The 22,817-nt window shown below is 72.9% G+C and carries 21 protein-coding genes; 13 read left to right on the forward strand and 8 right to left on the reverse strand.

The window, feature by feature from the left end:
* Positions 1-329: 329 nt before the first annotated feature.
* Together AB0C21_RS11390 and AB0C21_RS11395 are read right to left on the reverse strand one after the other, a co-directional pair.
* Positions 330-1,115 carry a class I SAM-dependent methyltransferase gene (locus AB0C21_RS11390; RefSeq protein ID WP_500203923.1) on the reverse strand — a complete coding sequence of 262 codons (786 nt, stop codon included), beginning with the start codon at positions 1,113-1,115 and terminating at the stop codon, positions 330-332.
* Positions 1,112-3,214, reverse strand: coding sequence for a prolyl oligopeptidase family serine peptidase (locus tag AB0C21_RS11395; RefSeq protein ID WP_500203924.1), 2,103 nt, complete (start codon positions 3,212-3,214; stop codon positions 1,112-1,114). Before AB0C21_RS11395 ends, AB0C21_RS11390 begins: the two co-directional genes overlap by 4 nt.
* A 262-nt stretch (positions 3,215-3,476) precedes the next feature.
* Here AB0C21_RS11395 and AB0C21_RS11400 point away from each other — a divergent pair, with 262 nt between their 5' ends.
* Together AB0C21_RS11400 and AB0C21_RS11405 are read left to right on the forward strand one after the other, a co-directional pair.
* Complete coding sequence (locus AB0C21_RS11400; protein WP_149261449.1) at positions 3,477-3,986, forward strand: HNH endonuclease; 510 nt, start codon at positions 3,477-3,479, stop codon at positions 3,984-3,986.
* 31 nt (positions 3,987-4,017) lie between these two features.
* A complete protein-coding gene (locus AB0C21_RS11405) occupies positions 4,018-4,236 on the forward strand; it encodes an FmdB family zinc ribbon protein (protein ID WP_089309617.1) in 219 nt (72 codons plus the stop codon).
* Between the two features lie 22 nt (positions 4,237-4,258).
* Here AB0C21_RS11405 and AB0C21_RS11410 read toward each other — a convergent pair whose 3' ends face one another.
* The 3 genes from AB0C21_RS11410 to AB0C21_RS11420 all read right to left on the reverse strand — a co-directional run bounded on the left by AB0C21_RS11410 (position 4,259) and on the right by AB0C21_RS11420 (position 7,630).
* Positions 4,259-4,609, reverse strand: a complete 351-nt coding sequence (locus tag AB0C21_RS11410) for a DUF1330 domain-containing protein (protein ID WP_149261450.1) — start codon at positions 4,607-4,609, stop codon at positions 4,259-4,261.
* 98 nt (positions 4,610-4,707) lie between these two features.
* Positions 4,708-6,570, reverse strand: coding sequence for a dihydroxy-acid dehydratase (ilvD, locus tag AB0C21_RS11415; protein WP_500203925.1), 1,863 nt, complete (start codon positions 6,568-6,570; stop codon positions 4,708-4,710).
* A gap of 247 nt (positions 6,571-6,817) precedes the next feature.
* The gene (locus tag AB0C21_RS11420) at positions 6,818-7,630 is read right to left on the reverse strand and encodes a nuclease-related domain-containing protein (RefSeq protein WP_500203926.1); all 813 of its coding nucleotides are present in this window, start codon (positions 7,628-7,630) and stop codon (positions 6,818-6,820) included.
* 223 nt (positions 7,631-7,853) lie between these two features.
* Between AB0C21_RS11420 and AB0C21_RS11425 the strand changes: the two genes are divergently transcribed.
* Positions 7,854-9,278: an amidase gene (locus AB0C21_RS11425; RefSeq protein ID WP_500203927.1), complete on the forward strand. Its 1,425-nt coding sequence runs from the start codon at positions 7,854-7,856 to the stop codon at positions 9,276-9,278.
* A gap of 28 nt (positions 9,279-9,306) precedes the next feature.
* The gene (malQ, locus tag AB0C21_RS11430) at positions 9,307-11,412 is read left to right on the forward strand and encodes a 4-alpha-glucanotransferase (RefSeq protein WP_500203928.1); all 2,106 of its coding nucleotides are present in this window, start codon (positions 9,307-9,309) and stop codon (positions 11,410-11,412) included.
* On the opposite strand, the gene AB0C21_RS11435 is transcribed toward malQ, so the two are convergent.
* Positions 11,393-12,454, reverse strand: coding sequence for a hypothetical protein (locus AB0C21_RS11435; RefSeq protein ID WP_500203929.1), 1,062 nt, complete (start codon positions 12,452-12,454; stop codon positions 11,393-11,395). The genes malQ and AB0C21_RS11435 overlap by 20 nt on opposite strands.
* 96 nt (positions 12,455-12,550) lie before the next feature.
* A complete protein-coding gene (gene pepN, locus AB0C21_RS11440) occupies positions 12,551-15,085 on the reverse strand; it encodes an aminopeptidase N (RefSeq protein ID WP_500203930.1) in 2,535 nt (844 codons plus the stop codon).
* Positions 15,086-15,249: 164 nt separating this feature from the next.
* Between pepN and AB0C21_RS11445 the strand changes: the two genes are divergently transcribed.
* From AB0C21_RS11445 to AB0C21_RS11480, 8 genes are all read left to right on the forward strand, one after another.
* Positions 15,250-15,864, forward strand: a complete 615-nt coding sequence (locus AB0C21_RS11445) for a mycothiol-dependent nitroreductase Rv2466c family protein (RefSeq protein ID WP_500203931.1) — start codon at positions 15,250-15,252, stop codon at positions 15,862-15,864.
* 163 nt (positions 15,865-16,027) lie between these two features.
* Positions 16,028-16,738: an energy-coupling factor ABC transporter permease gene (locus AB0C21_RS11450; RefSeq protein ID WP_500203932.1), complete on the forward strand. Its 711-nt coding sequence runs from the start codon at positions 16,028-16,030 to the stop codon at positions 16,736-16,738.
* 10 nt (positions 16,739-16,748) lie between these two features.
* On the forward strand, positions 16,749-17,105 hold the full coding sequence (locus AB0C21_RS11455) for a PDGLE domain-containing protein (RefSeq protein WP_500203933.1): 357 nt from the start codon (positions 16,749-16,751) through the stop codon (positions 17,103-17,105).
* Positions 17,105-17,869 carry a cobalt ECF transporter T component CbiQ gene (cbiQ, locus tag AB0C21_RS11460; protein ID WP_500203934.1) on the forward strand — a complete coding sequence of 255 codons (765 nt, stop codon included), beginning with the start codon at positions 17,105-17,107 and terminating at the stop codon, positions 17,867-17,869. The genes AB0C21_RS11455 and cbiQ overlap by 1 nt, the downstream gene beginning before the upstream one ends.
* Complete coding sequence (locus AB0C21_RS11465) at positions 17,866-18,618, forward strand: energy-coupling factor ABC transporter ATP-binding protein (RefSeq protein ID WP_500203935.1); 753 nt, start codon at positions 17,866-17,868, stop codon at positions 18,616-18,618. Before cbiQ ends, AB0C21_RS11465 begins: the two co-directional genes overlap by 4 nt.
* Before the next feature lie 129 nt (positions 18,619-18,747).
* Positions 18,748-19,692 carry an ATP-binding protein gene (locus tag AB0C21_RS11470; RefSeq protein ID WP_500203936.1) on the forward strand — a complete coding sequence of 315 codons (945 nt, stop codon included), beginning with the start codon at positions 18,748-18,750 and terminating at the stop codon, positions 19,690-19,692.
* A gap of 61 nt (positions 19,693-19,753) precedes the next feature.
* Positions 19,754-20,791, forward strand: a complete 1,038-nt coding sequence (locus AB0C21_RS11475; RefSeq protein ID WP_500203937.1) for a hypothetical protein — start codon at positions 19,754-19,756, stop codon at positions 20,789-20,791.
* 43 nt (positions 20,792-20,834) lie between these two features.
* Positions 20,835-21,311, forward strand: a complete 477-nt coding sequence (locus AB0C21_RS11480; RefSeq protein ID WP_353820681.1) for a ribose-5-phosphate isomerase — start codon at positions 20,835-20,837, stop codon at positions 21,309-21,311.
* A gap of 18 nt (positions 21,312-21,329) precedes the next feature.
* Here AB0C21_RS11480 and AB0C21_RS11485 read toward each other — a convergent pair whose 3' ends face one another.
* Positions 21,330-21,563 carry a hypothetical protein gene (locus tag AB0C21_RS11485; RefSeq protein WP_500203938.1) on the reverse strand — a complete coding sequence of 78 codons (234 nt, stop codon included), beginning with the start codon at positions 21,561-21,563 and terminating at the stop codon, positions 21,330-21,332.
* A gap of 131 nt (positions 21,564-21,694) precedes the next feature.
* Here AB0C21_RS11485 and AB0C21_RS11490 point away from each other — a divergent pair, with 131 nt between their 5' ends.
* Complete coding sequence (locus tag AB0C21_RS11490; protein ID WP_500203939.1) at positions 21,695-22,810, forward strand: PP2C family protein-serine/threonine phosphatase; 1,116 nt, start codon at positions 21,695-21,697, stop codon at positions 22,808-22,810.
* Positions 22,811-22,817: the final 7 nt, after the last annotated feature.

Consider the following 22,817-nt stretch of genomic DNA (forward strand, 5'->3'; position numbering starts at 1 on the left):
CCCAACCCCAGGAGGGGGCGCTCGCGGGCACGGTTCTCCGTGCGTGTTCCCCCGGCAGCGTAGCGCGATCTTCGAGCACCGTCCTCAAGATCACCTCACGGCCGACACCCCTCGGCTGTACCCCGCAACAACCTTCAACGGTTGCGATCGCGTCCGAAGGCAGATTCGAGCGGAGCGAGAATCTGATCGCGCAGTGAGCCGCAAGGCGAGCCGGAGCGATGCCAGCGATCGCCGCAGGCCCCGACGATGGAGGGCCGCAAGGCCCGAAGGAGGAGAGGACTGCAATAGGCACAGCAGGGCCGCCAGGCCCGAAGGAGGAGAGAAATGCATCAGGCACGACTGGCTCCGACCAGTTGCATGAGGGGATAGCGGTGGTGGCGGAGGGCGGTGTAGCCGCGGGCGGTGAGGGCTCGGGTGATCTCGGTGTCGCCGAAGGCGGTGAAGCCGGTGGTGCGGCGCAGGAGTTCGGCGCCGAGGCGCGGGGTGGTGAGCGGGCGGCGGGAGGTGAGGACGACCAGCTTCCCGCCCGGCTTGAGGACGCGGGTCATGCCGTCCAGGGCCGCCCAGGGGTCGTCGAAGAGGTAGAGGGCGCCGAAGCAGCAGACGGCGTCGAAGGCGCCGTCGCGGAACGGCAGGTCGACGGCGTCGCCCCGGACGTAGGCCACGGGGTCGCCGGGTGAGGTGTCGGCGACGGCGCGGGCGAGCATGGTCTCGGAGGCGTCGAGGCCGACGACCAGGCCGCCCGGTCCGACGCCGGCGGCCAGGGCGCGGGTGACGTTGCCGGGGCCGCACGCCACGTCCAGCACGGTCGCGGGCGGGCGGGCGGCGTAACCGGGGTGCGACAGGCCGAGCCAGTCGCGTGCCGTGGCGTGCTCTTCGGCGGTGTCCGGGCCGAGCGGCCAGCCCTTCGCCAGGTTGAAGCCGACGGGCCGCCACACCTTCTCGTAGATCCGCGGAAGGAACGTCGACTCCATCACCGACTGGGCGAGGGAGGGCGAGCGCTGCGCGGGCGGGCCGAGCAGGTCGAGATAGCCGCCTGACATGTCCGGCTCGCCGGGCGGTTCGCGAAGCAACTCCAGCGCCCGTTCCACGGGCTCGCGCAGCGTCTCGGTCATCCGACTATTAGACCACGCGTCAATTCGTCGTCCAGTTCGAGGCCTGTTTGCGCCGCGAGGAAGGTCAGGGTGTCGGCCATGAGGTCCGCCGAGCGGGTGACCGAGCGGGCGGCGTGGCCCACCTCGGCTTCGTCGCGCAGGAGGATCGGGGCGTCCGAGGTGGTCGCGTGCTGGAGGGCGGCGCACAACTTGCGGGCGTGCAGCGGGTCCACGCGGGTGTCGCTGCCGAACGTCGTGAACAGGACGGCGGGGTACGCGGTGCCGGGGTGGACGTGGTGGTACGGCGAGTAGCCGATGAGCCAGCCGAACTCCTCGGGGTCGTCGGCCGTCCCGTACTCGTCGTTCCAGGTCTGGCCGAGGCCGAACCGCTCGTAGCGGACCATGTCCAGGAGCGGCGCGGAGCACACCACCGCCCGGTACAGGTCGGGGCGCTGGGTGAGGGCCGCGCCGACGAGGAGGCCGCCGTTGGAGCCGCCGGAGATCGCGAGCTGGGACGGCGTGGTGAGGCCGTCGGCGACCAGCTTCTCGGCGGCGGCGTGGAAGTCGTCGAAGACGTTCTGCTTGCGGTCCCGCATGCCGGCGCGGTGCCACTCCTCGCCCTCCTCGGAGCCGCCGCGCAGGTTGGCGACCGCGTAGACGCCGCCCGCCTCGACCCACGCGAGGATGCTCGCCGAGTAGGACGGCGTGAGCGAGATGTTGAACCCGCCGTACCCGTAGAGGATCGCGGGGCGCGGCCCCGTCAGGCCGGGACGGGATGCGACGATCATCCGCACCTCGGTGCCGTCCCGGGAGGTGTAGGCGATCTGGCGCGTCTCGATCTCGGGGACGTCGACCGTGCCCGGCGCGGACGCCCACAGCGTCGTCTCCCCGGTGCGCGCGTCGTAGCGCAGGACCGACGACGGGGTCACGTTGTCGGTGTAGCCGAACCAGGCCTCGTGCCCGCCCTCGGGGCGCTCGATGATCCCGCCGATGGAACCGAGCCCGGGGGTCGGGACGGTGCCGAGCCGCTCCCCGGACGCCAGGTCGTGCACGGTGATCTCGCTGATCGCGTGGCGCGTCCACCCGGCGAGCAGGACCGGGCGCTCCAGGTCGTCGAGGATCGCGAAGTCGGTGAGCACGGCCTCGGGGTCCTGGGGGACGAGGTCCCGCCACGTCCCGTAGGAGAGGTCGGACGGGTCGGCGACGCACAGCCGGGAGCGGGGCGCTTCGCGGTCGGTGAAGACGTAGGCGCGGCCGTCGCGGCCCACGTGGACGCCGGTGGAGGCGTCGACGCCCTCCTGCACGGACCGCAGCGCGGGCGCCTCGGGGGAGGACGCGGTCAGGTCGGCGATCCACAGGTCGTTGCGCGGCGCCGTGCCCTGCGAGGCCGAGACCGTGAGCCAGCGGCCGTCGCGGCTGACGCCGACCCCGTAGTAGTTGGTCTTGTCCAGGCCCTCGCCGAAGATCAGCACGTCGTCGGCGTCGGGTTCGGTGCCGACCCGGTGCAGGTAGACGCGCCGGTGGTACTGCTCCTCGCCCTCCGGGACGTCCCGCGCGGGCAGCCGCCGCGCGTAGTAGTACGCCTCGCCGCCCGGCAGCCAGGCCACCGAGGAGTACCGGGCCCGGTCGATCGGCCCCTCCACCCGGTCGCCCGTCGCGACGTCGATGACGTACAGCAGCGACTCCTCGTCGCCGCCGGTGGACACCTTGTACGCCAGGAGGCGGCCCTCCTTGTCGGGCTGCCAGCCGTCCAGCGTCGTCGTCCCGTCCGGGTCGAGGGCCATCGGGTCGACGAGGACGCGCTCGGACCCGTCCGGGTCCGCGGTGTAGAGCACGGGGTGCTCCTGGTCGGCGCCGCGGCGGGTGAAGAAGCGCCGCTCGCCCCGCCACACCGGCGACCCGACGCTGCCCGCGCCGAGCAGTTCGAGGAGGCGGGCCCGCAGCGCGTCCCGGCCCGGCAGCGCGTCCATGGTCTCGTGGAAGAGCCGGTCCTGCGCGGCGCGCCATTCGGCGGTCTCGGCGCTGTCCGCGTCCTCCAGCCAGCGGTAGGGGTCGGCGACCCGGTGACCGTGGATGTCCTCGACGATGTCCTGGCGCTGCGCGGGCGGATACGGCGTCATGGGATGAACTTTATTGGCCGTTAAGCGCTGCCCGTCCCAGTACTCCCTAAGGGTTCCGTGTTCGAGCGGTGTGCGGCTGGGGATTATTGGGGTAGCGGACGACCTCCCTCAGACGCCACACTGATTATGGTCGGTTCGCCCCTGGGGAGGTCCTCATGGCGAGTGCGCAGGTGCCGGAGACGATAATCGGGCCTCGGTGGGAGGCGCGCTGCGCCGCGACCACCGGGGCGTCCAAGCAGTGCGGCCCGGCGGAGGGCGTCTGATGCGACAGGTCCTCCTCCTGAACGCGACGTACGAACCCCTCACCACGCTCCCTCTCCGGAGGGCGGTCTGCCTCGTGCTTCGCGAGAAGGCGGAGATCGTCCACCATGACATCTCGGGCGCGGTGCTCCATTCGGCGGCGATGACGATCGAGGTCCCGTCCGTCATCCGGCTCCGCCGCTACGTCCGCATCCCGTTCCGGACCCGCGTGCCCCTCACCCGCGCGGCCCTCATGCGGCGAGACAACTTCCGGTGCGTCTACTGCGGGCGCCGCGCCGAGACGATCGACCACGTCCATCCGCGCAGCCGCGGCGGCAAGCACGTGTGGGAGAACTGCGTGGCCTCCTGCATGACGTGCAACCACCGCAAGGCCGACCGCCTGCTGTCCGAACTGGGCTGGACGCTGAGCGTCACTCCGGCCGTCCCCAGGGGCGCGCACTGGCGGCTCATCGGCCTCGTCCACGACGGCGATCCCCAGTGGGCCGCCTACGTCACCGAGCCCGCGGCCTGACGCGCACACCCCAGGGCCGTATCCTGGGGGCGTGCCTCGTTATGACTACCGCTGCCGCGCGTGCGGATCGACCTTCGAGGTCTCCCGCCCGATGATCAACGCGTCCGACCCGGCCCCGTGCCCGGCCGGCCACGACGACACGGTCAAGCTCCTGTCCACGGTCGCCGTCACCGGCACCTCCCGCGGCGGAGCGCCCCAGCCCCCGCCGAGCGCGGGCGGGGGCTGCTGCGGCGGAGGCTGCTGCTCCTGACCGGCCGCCCGGCCCCGACCGCTCAACCGGCCGCCTGGGCGGCGCGCAGCGCCCTGCCGGTCGCCGCGACGTCGTAGTTCGGCGGGACGCCGTCGAGCAGCACGGTGGTGCCGGGGATGTTGTCGGCGCGCATCGGCAGGATCTCCTGGTAGGCGTCCGAGGCGTACCAGGCGCGCGCCTTGTCCGTGTCGGGGAACTCGATCAGCACGTACATGCCCTCGAGGGGTCCTTCGACCACCTCGGGCGGGGTGCCGTGCACGAGGAACCGGCCGCCGAACGGGTCCATGGTCTCCTGGATGCGCTCCATATAGACGAAGACGTCGTCGTGCAGCGGCGGCTGGGGGGTCATGTAGGCGAGGGCGTAGGCGGTCATCGTGAGCTCCCTTTCAGCGGTGGGGTCGGGCTGGTTCGCCCGACACCCACCACTTTGCCCGGAGCAGGGAATGGGTGCGATTACCTGATGGGTAATGCTCAGCCGTTGAGGCGGTCGAGCTGGGAGACGTCGCGCGCGGCGCCGGTCGAGGCGGACGTGGCCATCGCGGCGTAGGCGCGCAGGGCGGCGCTGACCGGGCGGTGCCGGTCGCGGGGCCGGTAGCCGCCGAGGTCGGCGAGCAGCTTCTCGCGGCGGACCTCCAGCTCGTCGGCCGGGACGTCCAGCTCCAGCGTGCGGTTCGGGATGTCGATCACGATGCGGTCGCCGTCCTCGACGAGGGCGATGATGCCGCCGCCCGCGGCCTCGGGGGAGGCGTGCCCGATCGACAGCCCGGACGTGCCGCCGGAGAACCGCCCGTCGGTGATCAGCGCGCACGCCTTGCCGAGCCCGCGGCCCTTGAGGAAGCTCGTCGGGTACAGCATCTCCTGCATGCCGGGGCCGCCCTTCGGGCCCTCGTAGCGGATCACGACGACGTCGCCGGCCTTGACCTTCCCGCCGAGGATGCCCTCGACGGCCTGGTCCTGGGACTCGAAGACGACGGCGGGCCCGGTGAAGGTCCACAGCTCCTCGTCCACGCCGGCGGTCTTGACGATCGCGCCGTCGGGGGCGATGTTGCCGCGCAGGACGGCCAGGCCGCCGTCGGCGGTGTAGGCGTGCTCGGCGGAGCGGATGCAGCCGTTCTCGCGGTCGAGGTCGAGCGACTCCCAGCGGGCGCTCTGCGAGAACGCCGAGGTGCTGCGGACGCCGCCGGGCGCCGCGTGGAACAGCTCGACGGCCTCCGGCAGGACGTCGGGGGAGCGGACGTCCCACTTGGCGACGAACTCGTCGATGGACGCGGAGTGGATCGAGTGCGCCGACGCGTTCAGCAGGCCGGCGCGGTGCAGCTCGCCCAGCAGGGCGGGGATGCCGCCCGCGCGGTGGCAGTCCTCGACGTGGTACTTGCCGGTGGCGGGGGCCAGCTTGCAGACGCACGGGACGCGGCGGGACACCGCGTCGATGTCGTCGAGCCCGAAGTCGACGCCGCCCTCGGTCGCGGCGGCGAGCAGGTGCAGGATCGTGTTGGTGGACCCGCCCATCGCGACGTCGAGGACCATGGCGTTCTCGAACGCCTCGCGGGTGGCGATGCTCAGCGGCAGGACGGATTCGTCGTCGCCTTCGTAGTACCGCTTGGCGACCTCGACGACGGTGCGGCCCGCGTCCTCGTAGAGGCGGCGGCGCGCGGTGTGGGTGGCGAGGACGGTGCCGTTGCCGGGCAGCGCCAGCCCGATCGCCTCGGTGAGGCAGTTCATCGAGTTGGCGGTGAACATGCCCGAGCAGGACCCGCAGGTCGGGCAGGCGCTCTCCTCCATCTCGAGCAGCTTGTCCTCCGGCAGGGAGGCGTCGGCGGAGGCGATGATCGGGTCGATCAGGTCGAGCTTGTTGCCGCCCATGACGCCCTCGACGGGCTTGCCGGCCTCCATCGGGCCGCCGGAGACGAACACGGTCGGGATGTTGAGGCGCAGCGCGGCCAGCAGCATCCCCGGCGTGATCTTGTCGCAGTTGGAGACGCAGACCAGGGCGTCGGCGCAGTGCGCGTTGACCATGTACTCGATCGCGTCGGCGATCACCTCGCGGGACGGCAGCGAGTACAGCATGCCGTCGTGGCCCATCGCGATGCCGTCGTCGACCGCGATGGTGTTGAACTCGCGGGGCACGCCGCCGGCCTCCCGGACGGCGCCGGCGACGACCTTGCCGACCTCGTCCAGGTGGACGTGGCCGGGCACGAACTGGGTGAAGCTGTTGGCCACCGCGACGATGGGCTTGCCGAAGTCCTCGCGTTGCACGCCGCTGGCCCGCATGAGCGCGCGGGCGCCCGCCATGTTCCTGCCATGGGTGACCGTGCGTGACCTTAGCGGTGGCATCGTGACCTCTCCAAAACTGTGGCGTGCGGGGCGACGGGCGACTGGAGGCCCAGCCCGGCAGGGCGGGTCGCCTGGAAGTGGTACGCGCAGCGGCGGATCGCGGCGCTGCCGCCGGCTCGGCGGAGGTCGCGCCCGGGCCGGCCCGTGGGATCCGATGCTACCAACCCGGACGAGGGCGGGAAAAAAGCCGGGACGGCGGTGTCCCGGCTTTGCGCGGGCGGCCCGGGGAAGAGGGCCGCCCTCGGCCTCAGTCGGGGTACTTCGGCGGCAGGGCCTGCTCCGCCGCCTGGAAGATGCGCTGGACGTCGCTCTCGGTGAGGATCTTCGGACGCCGGCGCAGGTACGAGCGCGCCCGGTTGCCGGCGTAGACGTCCACGTCCCGGACCCGCATGACCTTCCACGGGATGGACGGGCCGTAGATCGCCACGGACGGCTGCACCGGCACGTCGAAGCCGACCCGCTCGGCGAGGATGATGCTCGCCATCTGGGCCTCCCAGCGCGCCTCGTCCAGCCGGTCCTTCTTGTTGAAGGGGCCGTGGAAGAGCTTGAGGTGGGACATGGTGCGCACGGGGAGACGCTTGTCCCACTTCTCCGAGTCGATGGCGTAGACGCCGCTCGGCCCGATGACCAGGTGGTCGATCCGCCCGTCGCTGACGCCCTCGTCGTCGCGCGGGACCGCCCGCGCGTGCAGCACGAGGTATCCGTTGCGCCGCAGGGACTTCAGCTGCCGCTCGGTGCGCCGCTCCGCCGCCGAGGACTTCTGCCAGGCGGCGACGGTGGAGCTCTTGCGGGACTGCCGGACGACGTCGCCGATGACCACCAGGACCGCGACGGTCAGTCCGAGCCTCCAACCGGTCAGGAGGGCCGCGACCGCGCCGGCGGCGGCGGCGACGCCGATCCGGTAGAGCCAGCGGCGGATCTTGGGGTCGTCGAGCACCGCCGCGGCGGCGCTGCCCTCCAGCCGCTCCTTCACCGGAGTCTCGTCATGCTCGTCACGCGCCTCTTCGGACTCGGGTCGCGCCCTGGCATTCTGCGTGTTGCCCCGCTCCATGATCGCCATTTGTGACGCTCCGTGTTCCTTTCCCATCGGGGGCATGATCCTCCGTGCGCAGAGTAATCATCGGGAGGGTGGGCGACCAGTCATGCCGGGTTAATAGTTTTGTCGCCCCACGTCAGTGATTCTCTTACGGCACGGATGGGTAGGCCAGTACTAATCTCCTTCCGCCGGTGTTGTCCTGTGTGCCCTCTTTGATGCCCCCGCACACGGCGTCTAGCGTTCCGGTGTGACACAAACCCATGACCTCACCGCCACCCGGATGGCCGCGGCCGTCCGCAACCGGGACGTATCCCCGGTCGAGCTCGCCGACCACTACCTGGACCGCATCGAACGGCTGGACGAGCAGGTGGGGGCCTACGTGACGGTCACCGCCGAGCGCGCCCGCGAGGAGGCGCGCCGCGCCGAGAAGGCGGTGCTGGAGGCGGGCGACCCGGCGGAGCTGCCGCCGCTGCTCGGCGTCCCGGTGCCGATCAAGGACCTGAACATGGTGAACGGCGTCCGGATGACGTTCGGCTCGGCGGTCTACGCCGACCTGGACGGGTTCGCCGACGACCACGTTGTGGCCAAGCTCGCGGCGGCCGGGACGGTGCTCCTCGGCAAGACCGCGTCCCCCGAGTTCGGGCTGCCCTGCTACACCGAGGGCGCCGTGTCGCCCCCGGCCAGGACGCCCTGGGACCCGACCCGGTCGGCGGGCGGTTCGAGCGGCGGCGCCGCGGCGGCGGTCGCGGCCGGGCTGGCGCCGGTCGCGCAGGGCAGCGACGGCGGCGGCTCGATCCGGATCCCGAGCAGCGTGTGCGGGCTCTTCGGGATCAAGCCGACCCGCGGCCGGGTCTCCCAGGGGCCGGTCATCCCCGACCTGTTCGGGCTCTCCACCAACGGGCCGATCGCCCGCACCGTCCGCGACGCGGCCCTCCTGCTCGACGTCATGGCGGGCCCCATGCCGGGCGACCTCTACCGGGCGCCGGAGGCGGACGGGCCGTTCCTCGCCCGCGCCGACCGGGCGCCCGGACGGCTGCGGATCGCGCGGAGCCTCCAGCCGCCGGTGCCGGACGTCGAGGTCCACCCCGACTGCGTCGCCGCCTACGAGGACGCGTCGGCGCTCCTGGAGGAGCTGGGCCACGAGGTCGTGGAACTGCCGCAGGTGCTCGGCTCCGACCTCGTCCCCCACTTCGCGACGCTGTGGGGCGTGATGGCGACGATGACGCCCGTCCCGGAGGGCGGCGAGGACCTGCTCCAGCCGCTGACCCGGTGGCTGCGCGGGCACGGCGAGCGGACGACGGCGCCGCAGCTGTTCCAGGCCCACGCGGCGCTCCAGGGGGCGCTGCGCGCGGCGTTCCCGGTGATGGACGAGTTCGACGCGATCCTGCACCCGACGCTGGCCATGCCGCCCGTGCCGGTCGGGTACTTCCACGACCAGGAGCCGGAGGAGAACTTCCGGCGGCAGACGCACTTCACCCCGTTCTGCGCGATGTACAACATCTCGGGGCAGCCCGCGGTGAACGTCCCGCTGCACTGGACCGCCGACGGCCTGCCCATCGGGATCATGCTCGCCGGGCGGCTCGGCGGGGAGGGCACGCTGATCTCGCTGTCCGCCCAGCTGGAGGAGGCGCGCCCCTGGATCGGCCGCAAGCCCCCTGTCTGGACGGCGTGACGCGGCCCGCAAGGGGCATGGTGCAGGCGTGGGCGACGACGAACTGATCAGACTGGCCGGGCACCACGGTGTCGCGACGCGCTACGAGGACTGGCGGGGGCGGGAGACGGCGGTCCCGCGCGACACGCTCGTCGCCGTCCTCGCGGCGCTGGGGGTGGACGCCTCCACCCCCGGCGCCGTCCGGACGGAGCTCGACCGCCACCGGGAGCGGGCGCGGGGGCTGCCGCCGACCCTCGTCGTCCGCCGGGCCGGCGGCGGCACGGCCGACCGGATCCGCGCCGCCCTCGCCGGGCACCTCGGCGGCGGCGCCGAGGTGGAGGTCGAGTCCGCCGCCGACGAGGTGCTGGCGCCGCCGCGCCCCGCCGGCGCGTCGCCCGCCGAGCGCTCCTTCGAGCCGCTGGACGCCCTCGGCGACGTCCCGCCCGGCTGGCGCGGCCTGCGCGTCCGGGACGGAACTCGGACGCAGTACACGCAACTGCTGGTGGCTCCGGACGCGCTGGAACCCCCGTCCCGGATGTGGGGGTTCACGGCACAGCTGTACTCGGTGCGGTCCGCCGCGTCGTGGGGCCTCGGCGACCTGGGGGACCTGGCCGACCTCGCGCGGTGGAGCGGCGGGGAACTCGGCGCGGGCTTCGTCCTGGTCAACCCGCTGCACGCGACCGAGCCGGTCCCGCCGGTGGGGGCGTCGCCGTACTCGCCGATGAGCCGCCGCTTCCCCTCGCCGCTCTACCTGCGGATCGAGGACATGCCCGAGTACGCGGAGCTGCCCGCCGGGGACCGGGAGCGGTTCGCGGCCCTCGCCGCCGGGCTTCGCGACCGGCAGGGCCTGCTCGACAGGGACGCGGTCTGGGCGGCCAAGCTGGAGGCGCTGGAGGCGATGTACCGCCACCGCCGGTGGCGCGACCCGGAGTTCGAGGAGTTCCGGCGCCGCGAGGGCGCGGCGCTGGAGGGCTTCTCGACGTGGTGCGCCATCAGCGAGGAGCAGGGGACGACGGACTGGCGGCGCTGGCCTTCCACGCTGCAGCGGCCCCACGGCCACGGCGTCGTGGACGACCCGCGGTACCACGAGCGCGCCGGCTTCCACGAGTGGCTCCAGTGGCGGCTGGACGGGCAGCTCGCGGCGGCGCAGCGCGCGGCCCGCGACGCCGGCATGCCCGTCGGGATCGTCCACGACCTGGCGGTGGGGGTGCCGCACGGCAGCGCCGACGCCTGGATCTACCGCGACTCCTGCGCGCCGGGGATGAGCGTCGGCGCGCCCCCGGACGAGTTCAACCAGCGCGGCCAGGACTGGGGGCAGCAGCCGTGGCGGCCGGGCGCGCTCGCCGACTTCGGCTACCGGCCGTTCCGCGAGATGGCCGCGGCCGCGCTCAGGCACGCCGGCGGGATCCGCCTGGACCACGCCATGCAGGTGTCGCGCCTGTGGTGGGTGCCCGAGGGGGCGTCCCCCGCCGACGGCACCTACGTCCGCTACGACCGGGACGCCCTGCTCGGCTCCCTGGCCTGGGAGGCCGAGCGGTTCGGCGCCGTGGTCGTCGGCGAGGACCTCGGCACCGTCGAGCCGGAGGTCCGCGAGGCGCTGGCCGACAGCGGCGTCCTCGGCACGTCCCTGCTCTGGTTCGAACGGGACGGGAAGGGCCGCCCCAAGCCGCCGGGCCGGTGGCGGGAGCTGTCCCTCGCGACCGTCGGCACCCACGACATGCCGCCGATCACCGGGTTCGTGCACGGCGACCACATCGACCTCCGCGACCGCCTGGGGCTGCTGACCCGCCCCCGCGCCGAGGAGGAGGACGACCACCGGCGCCAGCTGGCCGACTGGCTCGCCGTGCTGCACGCCGAGGAGTTGCTCTCCGCCCCGCCGGCCGAGGTGATGCGGGCGCTGGCGGACGGCTCCGCCGCCTACGACGAGGAGATCGTCACCGCCCTGCAGGAGTTCCTGACCCGCACCCCGGCCCGCCTGATCGGCATCTCCCTGGCCGACGCCGTGGGCGAGCGCCGCACCCAGAACCAGCCGGGCACCGTCGACGAGTACCCGAACTGGCGGGTCCCGCTGGGAGACGCGGAGGGCCGTCCGGTCCTGCTGGACGACCTCAAGACCCGCGACGCGCTCAGGCTCTTCAGGCGAGCGCCGATGTGATGCGCTTCGTGACGTCGTGGAGAAGAGTGTCGGGGGCGATGTCGGCCGCAGCGACCGCGGAGAAGAGGGCGGGCAGCCCCGGAAGGGGGTAGTCGTCGTCCGCCAGGACGGCCTTGCCCAGCGGGTGGCGGGAGAGGGATTTGCGGGCGCGCGCCCAGGCGGCCTGGACCTCCTCGGGTGAGGGGACGCCGAAGCCGTGCCCGACGGGAGCGGCGTGCCGGAGCTTCACCAGGGCGCCGTCGGTGAAGTCGGCGGCGAGCCTGCAGCGGTCGCCGAGGTCGGCGCGGACGAGGGAGTCCAGGCGGGTCATGACCGTGCAGGGGGTGCGGCAGCGGGCGGCGCAGTCGCCGAGCGCGGACGCGACCTGGCTGTGGTGGCGGTCGAGGTAGGCGCGCCAGCCGGGCGGCGGCTCCTTGGCGACGCGCAGGGTGCGCTCGCAGGCGGCGCGTTCCGGCCGGGTGTGGTCGCACACGCGGGTCGAACCCGGCTCGACGGGGACGCCGAAGCGGCTGCCCTCGCCGCCCACGGCCGCCGCGATCAGGGCCGGGTCGCCCGCGTGGCCGAGGACGGGCTCCCAGGCCAGCATCGGGAGGTACTCGCCGGCGATGTGGACGGCGGCGACGAGCGCGGCCATGTCGCGGCGGTGCCAGCGGATCGCGATGACCTCCAGCAGGAGGCGGTACGCGGGGCGGAGGCTGGCGAGCGCCCCGCGGGGCCGCTCCCGGGGCGCCTGCGGCATGCGGCTGGCGCGGGCCCGGTCGAGGAGGTCCCGCGGGACCTCGCCGGCCTCCTCGGGCATGCCGAAGTCCTCGGCGTCGAGGTCGAGGACGCGCTGACCGAACGCGCACAGCGCCGCGACGCGCGCCGCGTGACCGTCCGCGACCCGCGCGGCGCGGCGGTCCGCGACGCGCGCCGCAGGGCCGTCCGCGGCCCGCGCCGCAGGGCCGTCCGCGGCCAGGGCGCCCTCGGCGACCAGTGCCTCCAGGTCGCCGAAGGCGTAGCGCCGCGCCAGTGCCGCCAGAACGTCCCGAGCCGTCTCCACCGCGTCCCCTCCCCGTGACCATGCAACGATCGCATGGTCACGGGGCCTGTGGGACAGCCAGGAGCGGCCAGGTTAGGGCGAACCCTCACCCTCCGGTCAGGTGGAGGCGGCGTCCTTCGCACGGGCGCGCAGGGCCCGCGCGACGCCGTCGCGCCCCTCCGACAGCAGCCGGCGCAGCGCCGCCGGCGGGTCGCTCTCCGCGATGTAGGCGTCGGTGCGGTCGACCGTGGACTGCTCGATCACCAGGAAGGGGTAGGCGACCTCGGCGAACGTCTGGGACATGTCGCTGGTCCACTCCTTCCACACGCGCCCGACCTCGGCGAAGTACTTGTCCACGTACGGGACGAGCAGGTCGGCCTGGTCGGGCTCCACGAAGCCGCCGAGCGTCGCGCGGTAGACGGCGTTCGGCAGGTCGCCCGCGATGATCCGCTCCCACGCGGCCGCCTTCGCCTCGGCGGTCGGGATCGCGGCCTTGCAGGCGGCGGCGTGCCGCTCGCCCGCGGCGGTCCGGTCCCGCTCGTGCTCGGCGTCGATCTCGGCCTCGCCCGCCTTGCCGGTGACGACGAGGCGGCGCAGCAGCGCCCAGCGCAGGTCGGTGTCGACGGTCAGGCCGTCGAGCACCTGCGAGCCGTCCAGCAGGCCCTGGACGAACGCCAGGTGCTCACCGGTGACGGCGGACGCGGCGAACGCCTGCGTGTAGGCGAGCTGGAGGTCCGAGCCGGGCCGGGCCTCGCGGGCCAGCTCCGACAGCGTGTCCGCCATCAGGGCGAGGCCCTCCTTGCGCCACGCCGGGTCCGCGTACTGCTGGACGGCGGTGCGCGCCTGCCGCAGCAGCGTCTGCGTGACCGAGATGTCGGTGACGCCGCGGATGCCCTTCACGACGAGCCGGACGTAGTCGCGCGTCGCCATCTCGGCGTCGCGCGTCATGTCCCACGCCGACGACCAGCACAGCGCGCGCGGCAGGCTCTCCGTGATCTCGCCGATGTCCTCGACCAGCGTCTTCAGAGAGTGCTCGTCGAGCCGCACCTTGGCGAAGGTGAGGTCGTCGTCGTTGACCAGGACGAGGTCGGGCCGCTTCTTCCCGACGAGCTGCGGGACCTCGGTGCGGGCGCCGACCACGTCCAGCTCGACCCGGTCGCGCCGGACGAGGCCGTCGGCGGTCTTGTCGTACAGGCCGATGGCGAGGCGGTGGGCGCGCAGCGTCGGGTAGTCGGCCTTGGCCTCCTGCAGCACGGCGAACGAGGAGAAGTTCCCGTCGGCGTCGAGCTCGTACTCGGGCCGCATCGTGTTGACGCCGGCGGTCTCCAGCCACTCCTTCGACCAGGACGCCAGGTCGCGGCCGGACGTCTCCTCCAGCGCGCCCAGCAGGTCGGTCAGGACGGTGTTGCCCCACGCGTGCCGGTCGAAGTAGCGCCGCACGCCCTCAAGGAAGTTCTCGAGGCCGACATAGGCCACGAGCTGCTTCAGCACGGACGCGCCCTTGGCGTAGGTGATCCCGTCGAAGTTCACCTCCACCGCGCGGATGTCGGGGATGTCGGCGGAGATCGGGTGCGTGGAGGGCAGCTGGTCCTGCCGGTAGGCCCACGCCTTCTCCAGGTTCGCGAACGTCGTCCACGAGCCCTTCCACTTGGTGGCCTCCGCCTGGCACAGGACGCTCATGTACGTGGCGAACGACTCGTTCAGCCACAGGTCGTCCCACCAGCGCATGGTGACGAGGTCGCCGAACCACATGTGCGCCATCTCGTGCAGGATCGTCTCGGCGCGCCGCTCGTAGGCCGCGTCGGTCACCCGGGACCGGAAGACGTAGTCCTCCAGGAACGTGACGCAGCCCGCGTTCTCCATGGCGCCCGCGTTGAACTCGGGCACGAAGAGCTGGTCGTACTTGGAGAACGGGTACGGGCGGCCGAAGACCTTCTCGAAGTAGCCGAAGCCCTGCCGGGTCACGTCCACGATCGCGTCGGCGTCGAGGTGCTCGGCGAGCGAGGCGCGGCAGTACACGCCGAGCGGGATGACGGTGCCGTCCTCGCGGCGGTACTCGTCCTGGACGACGTGGTACGGCCCGGCCACGAGCGCGGTGATGTAGGTGGAGATCTGCGGCGTCGGCAGGAAGTGCCACGTCCCGCCCTCGGCCGTCTCGGCGGCCTCGTTGGTGACGACCTGCCAGTCCTGCGGCGCCTTCACGGTCAGCTCGAAGGTGGCCTTCAGGTCGGGCTGGTCGAAGCAGGTGAACATGCGGTGCGCGTCGGCGGTCTCGAACTGCGAGTACAGGTACACGCTGTCGTCGACCGGGTCCACGAACCGGTGCAGGCCCTCACCCGACCGTGAGTACGCGCAGTCGGCCACGACCCGCAGCTCGTTGTCGGCCTCCAGGCCGGGCAGCGGGATCCGGCCCTTCTCGGCGTCGTAGGAGCCCGCGTCCAGGGCCTTGCCGTTCAGCGTCACCTCCCGCACGACGGCGCCGTGCAGGTCGATGAAGGTGGACGCGCCGGGCTCGGCGCAGCCGAACCTGACCACGGTGGTGGAACCGAACCGCTCCTCACCCGTCGTGAGGTCCAGGTCGACCATGTACGACGCGACGCTGAGCAGCCGGGCCCGTTCCCGCGCCTCGTCGCGCGTGAGGTTGCCTGCCACATGAACTCCTTGGTCGGCTTAAAGGCTTGGTGCCTCATGTCTACCAACCGGACGGCCGATCGGCCCGTCCGCCACGGTCTTCGGCGGCCTCTCGCCGAGGGGAATCGGGACGGGGACCCCCGGGTTGTGGCATGGGAGACATGGACACTTTCTAGGAGGCGACGTTGCCCGAGGACGTTCCCACACCGGTGGACTTCTGGTTCGACCCGCTCTGCCCCTGGGCGTGGATCACCTCCCGCTGGATCCTGGAAGTGCAGGAGCAGCGGCCGATCGAGGTCCGCTGGCACGTGATGAGCCTGGCCGTCCTCAACGAGGACAAGGACATCCCGGAGGACTACCGCCGGGGGCTCGCCGACGCGTGGAAGCCCGTGCGCGTGTGCATCGCCGCCGAGCAGAAGTACGGCCCCGAGGTGCTCGGACGCCTCTACACCGAGATGGGCACCCGCAGGCACCACGAGCGGCAGAAGTTCGACCGCGCGTTCTTCGAGGCGTCGCTGACGGCGGCCGGGCTCGACCCGGGCCTCGCGGACGCCGCCGAGTCCACCGACTACGACGGCGCCGTGCGGGCCTCCCACAAGGACGGGATCGACCGCGTCGGCCAGGAGGTCGGCACCCCGGTCATCGAGGTCGAGGGCCACGCGTTCTTCGGGCCGGTCGTCACGCCCATCCCGCGCGGCGAGGACGCGGTCAAGCTCTTCGACGGCGTCCTGGCGGTCGCGAGCACCCCCGGCTTCTACGAGCTCAAGCGGACGAGGACGGCGGACCCCAGCTTCGACTGAGCGCAGGCCGCGGCCGCCCGTGCGGACGGGCGGCCGCGGTCCCGCGCGCCCCGGCCTTCCCGGCGAGCCACACATGGGTTGCTATTGCGAGCATGTTGCAACAACCACGTGACTGCCGACAAACTGGTCCTGCTAGCTGCGAACAGGTAGGGGTGGTCAAGTCGTGCACGTACCGGACGGATTCATCGACGCGCCGGTCTCGATCGCGGCGGGCGCCGTCGCGGTGGCCGGGGTCGGGGTCGCGCTGCGCGGGGCCCGGCGCGAACTGGACGACCGCACGGCGCCGCTCGCCGGGCTGACGGCCGCGTTCGTGTTCGCGGCCCAGATGCTCAACTTCCCCGTCGCCTCGGGGACGAGCGGCCACCTGCTCGGCGGGACGCTCGCCGCGATCCTCGTCGGGCCCTATACCGGCGTCCTCTGCGTCTCGGTCGTCCTGCTCATGCAGGCGCTGCTGTTCGCGGACGGCGGCCTCACCGCGCTGGGCGTCAACATCACCACGATGGCGCTGGTCACCGTGGTCGCGGGCTACGGGCTGTTCCGGCTGCTGCTGCGGGTGCTGCCCAAGACGCGCGCCTCGGTGTCCGGGGCCGCGTTCGCCGCGGCCGTCGTCTCGGTGCCCGGCGCGGCCGTCGCCTTCACGCTGATCTACGCGGCGGGCGGGACGGCCGACGTCTCGATCGGCAGGGTCGCCGCCGCGATGATCGGCGTCCATGTGCTGATCGGCATCGGCGAGGCGCTGATCACCGCCGTGACCGTGTCGAGCGTGCTCGCCGTCCGGCCCGACCTCGTGTACGGGGCGCGCGGCCTGATGAAGCCGCTGGAACTGCGCACCGCCGGCCGCGACGCCGCCGGACCCGAGCCGTCCCGGGCCTGAGGAGGACACGATGACCACCAAGCGCTTCTTCGCCGGGTTCCTGCTCGTCTCGCTCGTCCTGGCCGGGATCGTCAGCTACTACGCCAGCGCCAGCCCGGACGGCCTGGAGAAGGTCGCCGAGGACAAGGGCATCAGCGCCAAGGAGAAGGACCACTCGCTCAAGGACTCCCCGCTCGGCGACTACGGCGTCAAGGGCGTCGACGACGCGCGGCTGTCCGGCGGGCTGTCCGGCGTGATCGGCGTCGGCGCCGTGCTCCTCGTGGGCGGCGGGCTGTTCTGGGCCGTCCGGCGGCGCGGTCCGGCCACCGCGGAGACGGCCCCGGAGCACGACGACCCGGCGCCGTCCGAGCCGTCCCGGAAGGGCTGATGGGCGCGGGCCACGCGCACCGGCTGTACGTGCCGGGCGCCTCACCGGTGCACCGGCTGCCGCCGCAGTGCAAGCTCGTCGCCGTCCTGGCGTTCGTCCTCCTCGTCGTCGCCACCCCGCGCGAGCGGATCTGGGCGTTCGGCGTGTACGCGCTGCTGCTCGCCGCCGTCACGGCGGCGGCCCGGATCCCGTTCGGGACGGTCGCGCGGCGGATCGTGATCGAGGTGCCGTTCGTCGCGTTCGCCTTCCTCATGCCGTTCGTCGCGAACGGTGAGAAGGTCGCGGTCCTGGGGCTGCGGCTGAGCGAGAGCGGGCTGTGGGGCGCCTGGAACATCCTCGCCAAGGGCACCCTCGGCGTCGTCGCCTCGATCCTGCTGGCCGCGACGACCGAGCCGCGGCTGCTGCTGCTCGGCATCGAGCGGCTGCGGATGCCGCAGCTCATCACGCAGATCGCCACCTTCATGCTGCGGTACGGCGACGTCGTCGCGGCGGAGCTCGGCCGGATGAAGGTCGCGCGGGCGTCCCGCGGCTTCGAGGCGCGCGACATCCGCGCGACCGGCGTGCTCGCCAAGTCCGTGGGCGCCCTGTTCCTGCGCTCCTACGAGCGCGGTGAACGCGTGCACCTGGCCATGGTGAGCCGCGGATACGAGGGCCGGATGCCGGTCGTCGACGCCGTGGGCGCGACCGCCGCCCAGTGGACGGCCGCCGCCGCGCTGCCCTTGGCCGCGGCCATCGTCACGCTGGCTGCTTGGATGGCCCCATGACCCCGTCGCTTGAGGTGAAGGGCCTCGCCTACGCGTACCCCGACGGCACGCAGGCGCTGTTCGGCGTCGACCTGACGGTCGGGCGCGGCGAGCGCGTCGCGCTGCTCGGGCCGAACGGCGCCGGCAAGACCACGCTCGTCCTCCACCTGAACGGCATCCTGCACGGCGGGCTGGGCGAGGTCCGGGTGGGCGGCCTCGCGGTCGACCCGAAGGACAGGAAGGCCCTGCGGGAGATCCGCCGCCGCGTCGGCATCGTCTTCCAGGACCCCGACGACCAGCTGTTCATGCCGACCGTCCGGGAGGACGTCGCGTTCGGCCCGGCCAACCTCGGCCTGCGCGGCCCCGACCTCGACCGCAGGGTGCGCGACGCGCTGGCCCGCGTCGGCATGCTCGACGCCGCCGACCGCCCGCCGCAGCACCTCAGCTTCGGGCAGCGCCGCCGCGTCGCGGTCGCCACCGTCCTGGCGATGGAGCCGGAAATCCTCGTGCTGGACGAGCCGTCCTCCAACCTGGACCCGGCGAGCCGCCGCGAGCTCGCCGAGATCCTGGTGAGCCTGGACGTGACGGTCCTGATGGTCACGCACGACCTCCCGTACGCGGCGGAGCTGTGCCCGCGCTCGGTGATCCTCGCCGGCGGCGTCATCGCGGCCGACCGCCCCACCCGCGACCTGCTCACCGACGCCGAGCTGCTCGCCGCCCACCGCCTGGAGCTTCCGTTCGGGTTCGACCCGGCGGCCGCCCTGCGCTGACCGCGCCCTGACCTGCGCGCCGGCCCCGCGCCGGCACTTCCGCCGTTCCGCTTGCCTCCCCGGCGACGCTCCGCCAGACTCGTTGTCCTGACTGTGGAAACGATTTTCATACCCAGAATGGGGGCATTCGTGAAGGTTGCGTTCGTCGGCAAGGGCGGCAGCGGCAAGACGACCCTGTCGGCGCTGTTCGTCCGCCATCTGGCCGGGCTCGGGCTGCCCGTGGTCGCGATCGACGCCGACATCAACCAGCATCTCGGCGTGGCGCTCGGGCTGGACGAGGGCCGCGCCGCCAAGATCCCCGCGCTGGGCGACCGGCTCGCCGTGCTCAAGGAGCACCTGCGCGGCGACAACCCGCGCATCTCCTCGGCGTCCGCGATGGTCAAGACCACACCGCCCGGCGCCGGGTCGCGGCTGCTGCGGTTCCGCGGCGACGACCCCTTCCACGAGGCCGGCCAGGAGGTGGACGGCGTCACGCTGCTCGCCACCGGCCCGTTCAACGACGACGACCTCGGCGTGGCCTGCTACCACTCCAAGACCGGGGCGGTGGAGCTCTACCTCAACCACCTCGTCGACGGGCCCGGCGAGTACGTCGTCGTCGACATGACCGCCGGCGCCGACACGTTCGCCTCCGGGCTGTTCACGCGGTTCGACCTGATGTTCCTGGTCGCCGAACCCACCCGCAAGGGCGTCGGCGTCTACCGGCAGTACACCGAGTACGCCCGCGACTACGACGTCGCCATCCGCGTCGTCGGCAACAAGGTCCAGTCCGAGGAGGACCTCGCCTACCTGCGCGAGCACGTCGGCGACGACCTGCTCACGTGGCTCGGCCAGTCCGCCGCCGTCCGGGCGCTGGAGCAGGGCAGGCGCGGCGTCGACCTGGAGGAGGGCAACGTCGCCGCGCTCGACCGCATGCGCGCCGAGGTGGACGGGTGCGCCAAGGACTGGGACGAGTTCCAGCGCCAGGCCGTGGAGTTCCACGTCAAGAACGCGCGGAGCTGGGCGAGCCGGGCCGTGGGGGAGGACCTCGAAGCGCAGGTCGACCCCGGTTTCCGCTTCCCCGTCCCCGCCTCGTAGTGCCTACTGCGGGTAGTGCGGGCCCTACCGGCGGAGACGAAACCGCACTACCCTGCCCGCCATGACGATGCGGCGGATGCTCGCGATGACGGGCGGCGCGGTGGTCCCCATGGCCCTCCTCGCCCTGATCTTCGGCAACCAGTGGGTCGTCGACGAGATCGGCAGGAGCCACGTCAAGTACGACGAGGGCATCGGACCCGTGGTGACGTGGCTGCTCACGCTCTCGTGGCGGATCACGCCGGCGGGCGGCCTGGGCGTGAAGCAGGTGGTCCTGGACGACTTCAGCCTGCTCGTCTTCTTCGGCGTGCTGGTGGCGCTCGTCATGGCGGGCGCCCGGCTCGCCGATCCGGAGCGCGGCCCGTTCGGCGCGCTGATCATCGGCTGGTGGGCGGCGCTCGTGGCGGGCGGCGTGACCGGGATCGTGGCCGCGCCGCTCACCCGCTGGGCGTTCGATTTCCGGGAGACGCCGTTCGGCAGCACCTTCAGCAGCACGGTCGGCCAGGGCGCCTCCTTCGGCTTCGCGTTCGGCTGGCTGGCCGGGCTCGGCGCCCTGGGCGGGTTCTTCCTCGCCCGGACGCGCGGGGGCGGCGCCCTGCCTCAGCAGCCGTACGCTCCGGCCCAGCCCTACCCGGGCCCGCAGGGCATGCCGCAGCAGCCGTATTCGCAGCAGCCCTATCCGCAGCAGATGCAGCCGCACCCCTCGGCCGTCCCCTACGTCCCGCCGCGGGGGCAGCCGCAGCAGCCCATGTGGGGTGCCGCACCCGGCCAGCAGCCCCCGCAGCCGGGGCAGCCCCCGCAGCCGGGGCAGTCGCCGCAGCCGGGCCGGTTCGGTGCGCCGTCCGTCCCGCCGCAGCCCTCCGCGCCTCCGCAGGAGCAGGACGCCCCCGCCGCGCAAGAGGAGCCGGAAGGGCGGCAGGAGAAGCCGGACGAGTCGCCGAAGGCGCCGGAGGAGCCGAAGGACGGCCAAGAGAAGGCCGAGAACGGCCCGGAGGAGCCTGAGGGCGGAGCCGCGGACGCGCCGGAGGACGCCCCCGAGGAGGACGACCTCGACCTCGCCGACCGGACGATGATCGACCGCAGACGGGACGACGACACCTGACCCGCGCGCGCGTGCACGTCGCGGGCCTGCGACAATCGGGCCCATGCGCGTGTTTCTTGGATCCGACCATGCCGGCTTCGAACTGAAGGAGCACCTGGTCTCCTGGCTGAAGCAGAACGGGCATGAGGCCGTCGACTGCGGCGCGTTCGTGTACGACGCCGTCGACGACTACCCGCCGTTCGTCCTGCGGGCGGCCGAGCGGACGGCGGCGGAGCCGGGGACCCTCGGCGTCGTGATCGGCGGCTCCGGCAACGGCGAGGCGATCGCCGCGAACAAGGTCAAGGGGGTGCGGGCCGCCCTCGTCTGGAACGAGGACACCGCCGTGCTCGCCCGCGAGCACAACGACGCGAACGTGATCGCTCTCGGGGCCCGGCAGCACGACCTCGACACCGCGACCCGCTTCGTGGAGCTGTTCCTCGGGACGCACTACTCCAAGGAGCCGCGCCACACCCGGCGGATCAGGATGCTCGGCGCCTACGAGCACACCGGCGAGCTGCCCCCGCTGCCGCGCGAGGGCTGAGCGCCCGGAACCGTCCGGTCAGCGCCCGTTCTCCGGGGGCTTGCGGGGGCCGCGCTTGTCGAGGCGGCGCCGCTCGTTCTTCGCCGCCCTGGTCCGCCTGGCGGTGTCGCCGGCCTTCCCCCCGCCCGGTCCGGACGCGGCCGCGGTCCCCGGGTCGGCGGCGGGCGGCTCCCCGCCCGCGGGGCGCGGGCGCGAGACGTCGCGGGCCCGCATCGCCGCGTCCACCGTGATCCGCATGCCCGGCTGCACCATGGGCCGCTCCTTCCGAGATAGTCGCAAGGCCACATCTACCCCGTTTTCGCGTAGCATGATCGTTACACCGGGTCACTGGTGCCCTCGGATACTGACCCTTGGGGTGCATTGCTCGGTACAGTGCCGGAGTCATGCTTCAACGTCTGGTGCAGCTGCTCCCGCCGCGAGTGCGTGCCGTGCTGCGCAAGATTCCGTTCCTGGTCGTGCTCTACCGGTGGTTGAGACGGGGCTCGCTCACCAGGGACCGGTACGTCTTCGCCGCGCTGGCGCTGCTCGCGATCGCGATCGGGTTGGCGTCCGGCGACTCGCGGGGGCTGGCCCCGTCCGGCGCGCTGGTGCTGATCGTGGTGGTCGGCGGGCTGCTGCTGAAGGTGCGGAGCCTGGTCGCCCTCCTCGGCGTCGTGGTCGCCATGGCCGCCTACAACGCCTGGAAGGACGTCGCCGCGATCGGGCCCGGCATGATCGCGACGCTGGCCATCACCGCGGTGCTCGCGCTCACCCTGGCCCGGACGCGCCAGCAGCTCGGCGTGCAGGGCCTGCGCGGCGACTCGATGCTGCTGGAGCTGCGCGACCGGCTGCGCCGGCACGGCGAGATGCCCGAACTGCCGGACGGCTGGAACTCGCAGGTCGTGATGCTGCAGGCCGGGGGCTCGTCGTTCGGCGGCGACTTCGTGGTGTCGGCCTCCGACGGCGACACGCTGGAGGTCGCGCTGGTCGACGTCTCCGGGAAGGGGACCGACGCCGGCACGAGGGCGCTGATGCTGTCGGGCGCCTTCGGGGGCCTGCTTGGATCGGTCCAGCCCGGGAGTTTCCTGCCCGCCTGCAATACCTATCTCCAGCGCCAGCGGTGGGACGAGGGCTTCGTGACGGCCGTGCACGTCGTGGTCGACCTGCGCACGGGCGAGTACAGGGTCGAGTCGGCGGGGCATCCGCCGGCCGTCCAGTTCGACGCGGGCAGCGGCGCCTGGCAGGTCAGCTCCGCCAAGGGCGTCGTGCTGGGCGTGGTGCCCGACCTGAACTGCGTCCCCGAGCGGGGGCAGCTGCGGCCGGGCGACGCGCTGCTGCTCTACACCGACGGCCTGGTCGAGTCGCCGGGCAGCGACCTCGACGCCGGGATCGACCGGCTCCTCGGTGAGGCGGAGCGGCTCGTCCCGCAGGGGTTCGGCAGCGGCGCGCGGGAACTGGTGGAGACGATGGCCGCGGCCCGCGACGACGACTGCGCCCTCGTCCTGATCTGGCGCACCTGACGGGTTC

The organism is Spirillospora sp. NPDC049024, from assembly GCF_040649235.1.
Taxonomy (GTDB): Bacteria; Actinomycetota; Actinomycetes; order Streptosporangiales; family Streptosporangiaceae; genus Spirillospora.

Coding starts and splice junctions, on each gene's coding strand:
- AB0C21_RS11420 (WP_500203926.1), bottom strand. CDS start 7,630: ATGGCGATCATGGAGCGGGGCAACACGCAGAATGCCAGGGCGCGACCC.
- AB0C21_RS11475 (WP_500203937.1), top strand. CDS start 19,754: ATGACGATGCGGCGGATGCTCGCGATGACGGGCGGCGCGGTGGTCCCC.
- AB0C21_RS11480 (WP_353820681.1), top strand. CDS start 20,835: ATGCGCGTGTTTCTTGGATCCGACCATGCCGGCTTCGAACTGAAGGAG.
- AB0C21_RS11455 (WP_500203933.1), top strand. CDS start 16,749: ATGACCACCAAGCGCTTCTTCGCCGGGTTCCTGCTCGTCTCGCTCGTC.
- AB0C21_RS11465 (WP_500203935.1), top strand. CDS start 17,866: ATGACCCCGTCGCTTGAGGTGAAGGGCCTCGCCTACGCGTACCCCGAC.
- ilvD (WP_500203925.1), bottom strand. CDS start 6,570: ATGCCACCGCTAAGGTCACGCACGGTCACCCATGGCAGGAACATGGCG.
- AB0C21_RS11400 (WP_149261449.1), top strand. CDS start 3,477: ATGCGACAGGTCCTCCTCCTGAACGCGACGTACGAACCCCTCACCACG.
- AB0C21_RS11490 (WP_500203939.1), top strand. CDS start 21,695: ATGCTTCAACGTCTGGTGCAGCTGCTCCCGCCGCGAGTGCGTGCCGTG.
- AB0C21_RS11485 (WP_500203938.1), bottom strand. CDS start 21,563: ATGGTGCAGCCGGGCATGCGGATCACGGTGGACGCGGCGATGCGGGCC.
- AB0C21_RS11410 (WP_149261450.1), bottom strand. CDS start 4,609: ATGACCGCCTACGCCCTCGCCTACATGACCCCCCAGCCGCCGCTGCAC.
- AB0C21_RS11395 (WP_500203924.1), bottom strand. CDS start 3,214: ATGACGCCGTATCCGCCCGCGCAGCGCCAGGACATCGTCGAGGACATC.
- AB0C21_RS11390 (WP_500203923.1), bottom strand. CDS start 1,115: ATGACCGAGACGCTGCGCGAGCCCGTGGAACGGGCGCTGGAGTTGCTT.
- cbiQ (WP_500203934.1), top strand. CDS start 17,105: ATGGGCGCGGGCCACGCGCACCGGCTGTACGTGCCGGGCGCCTCACCG.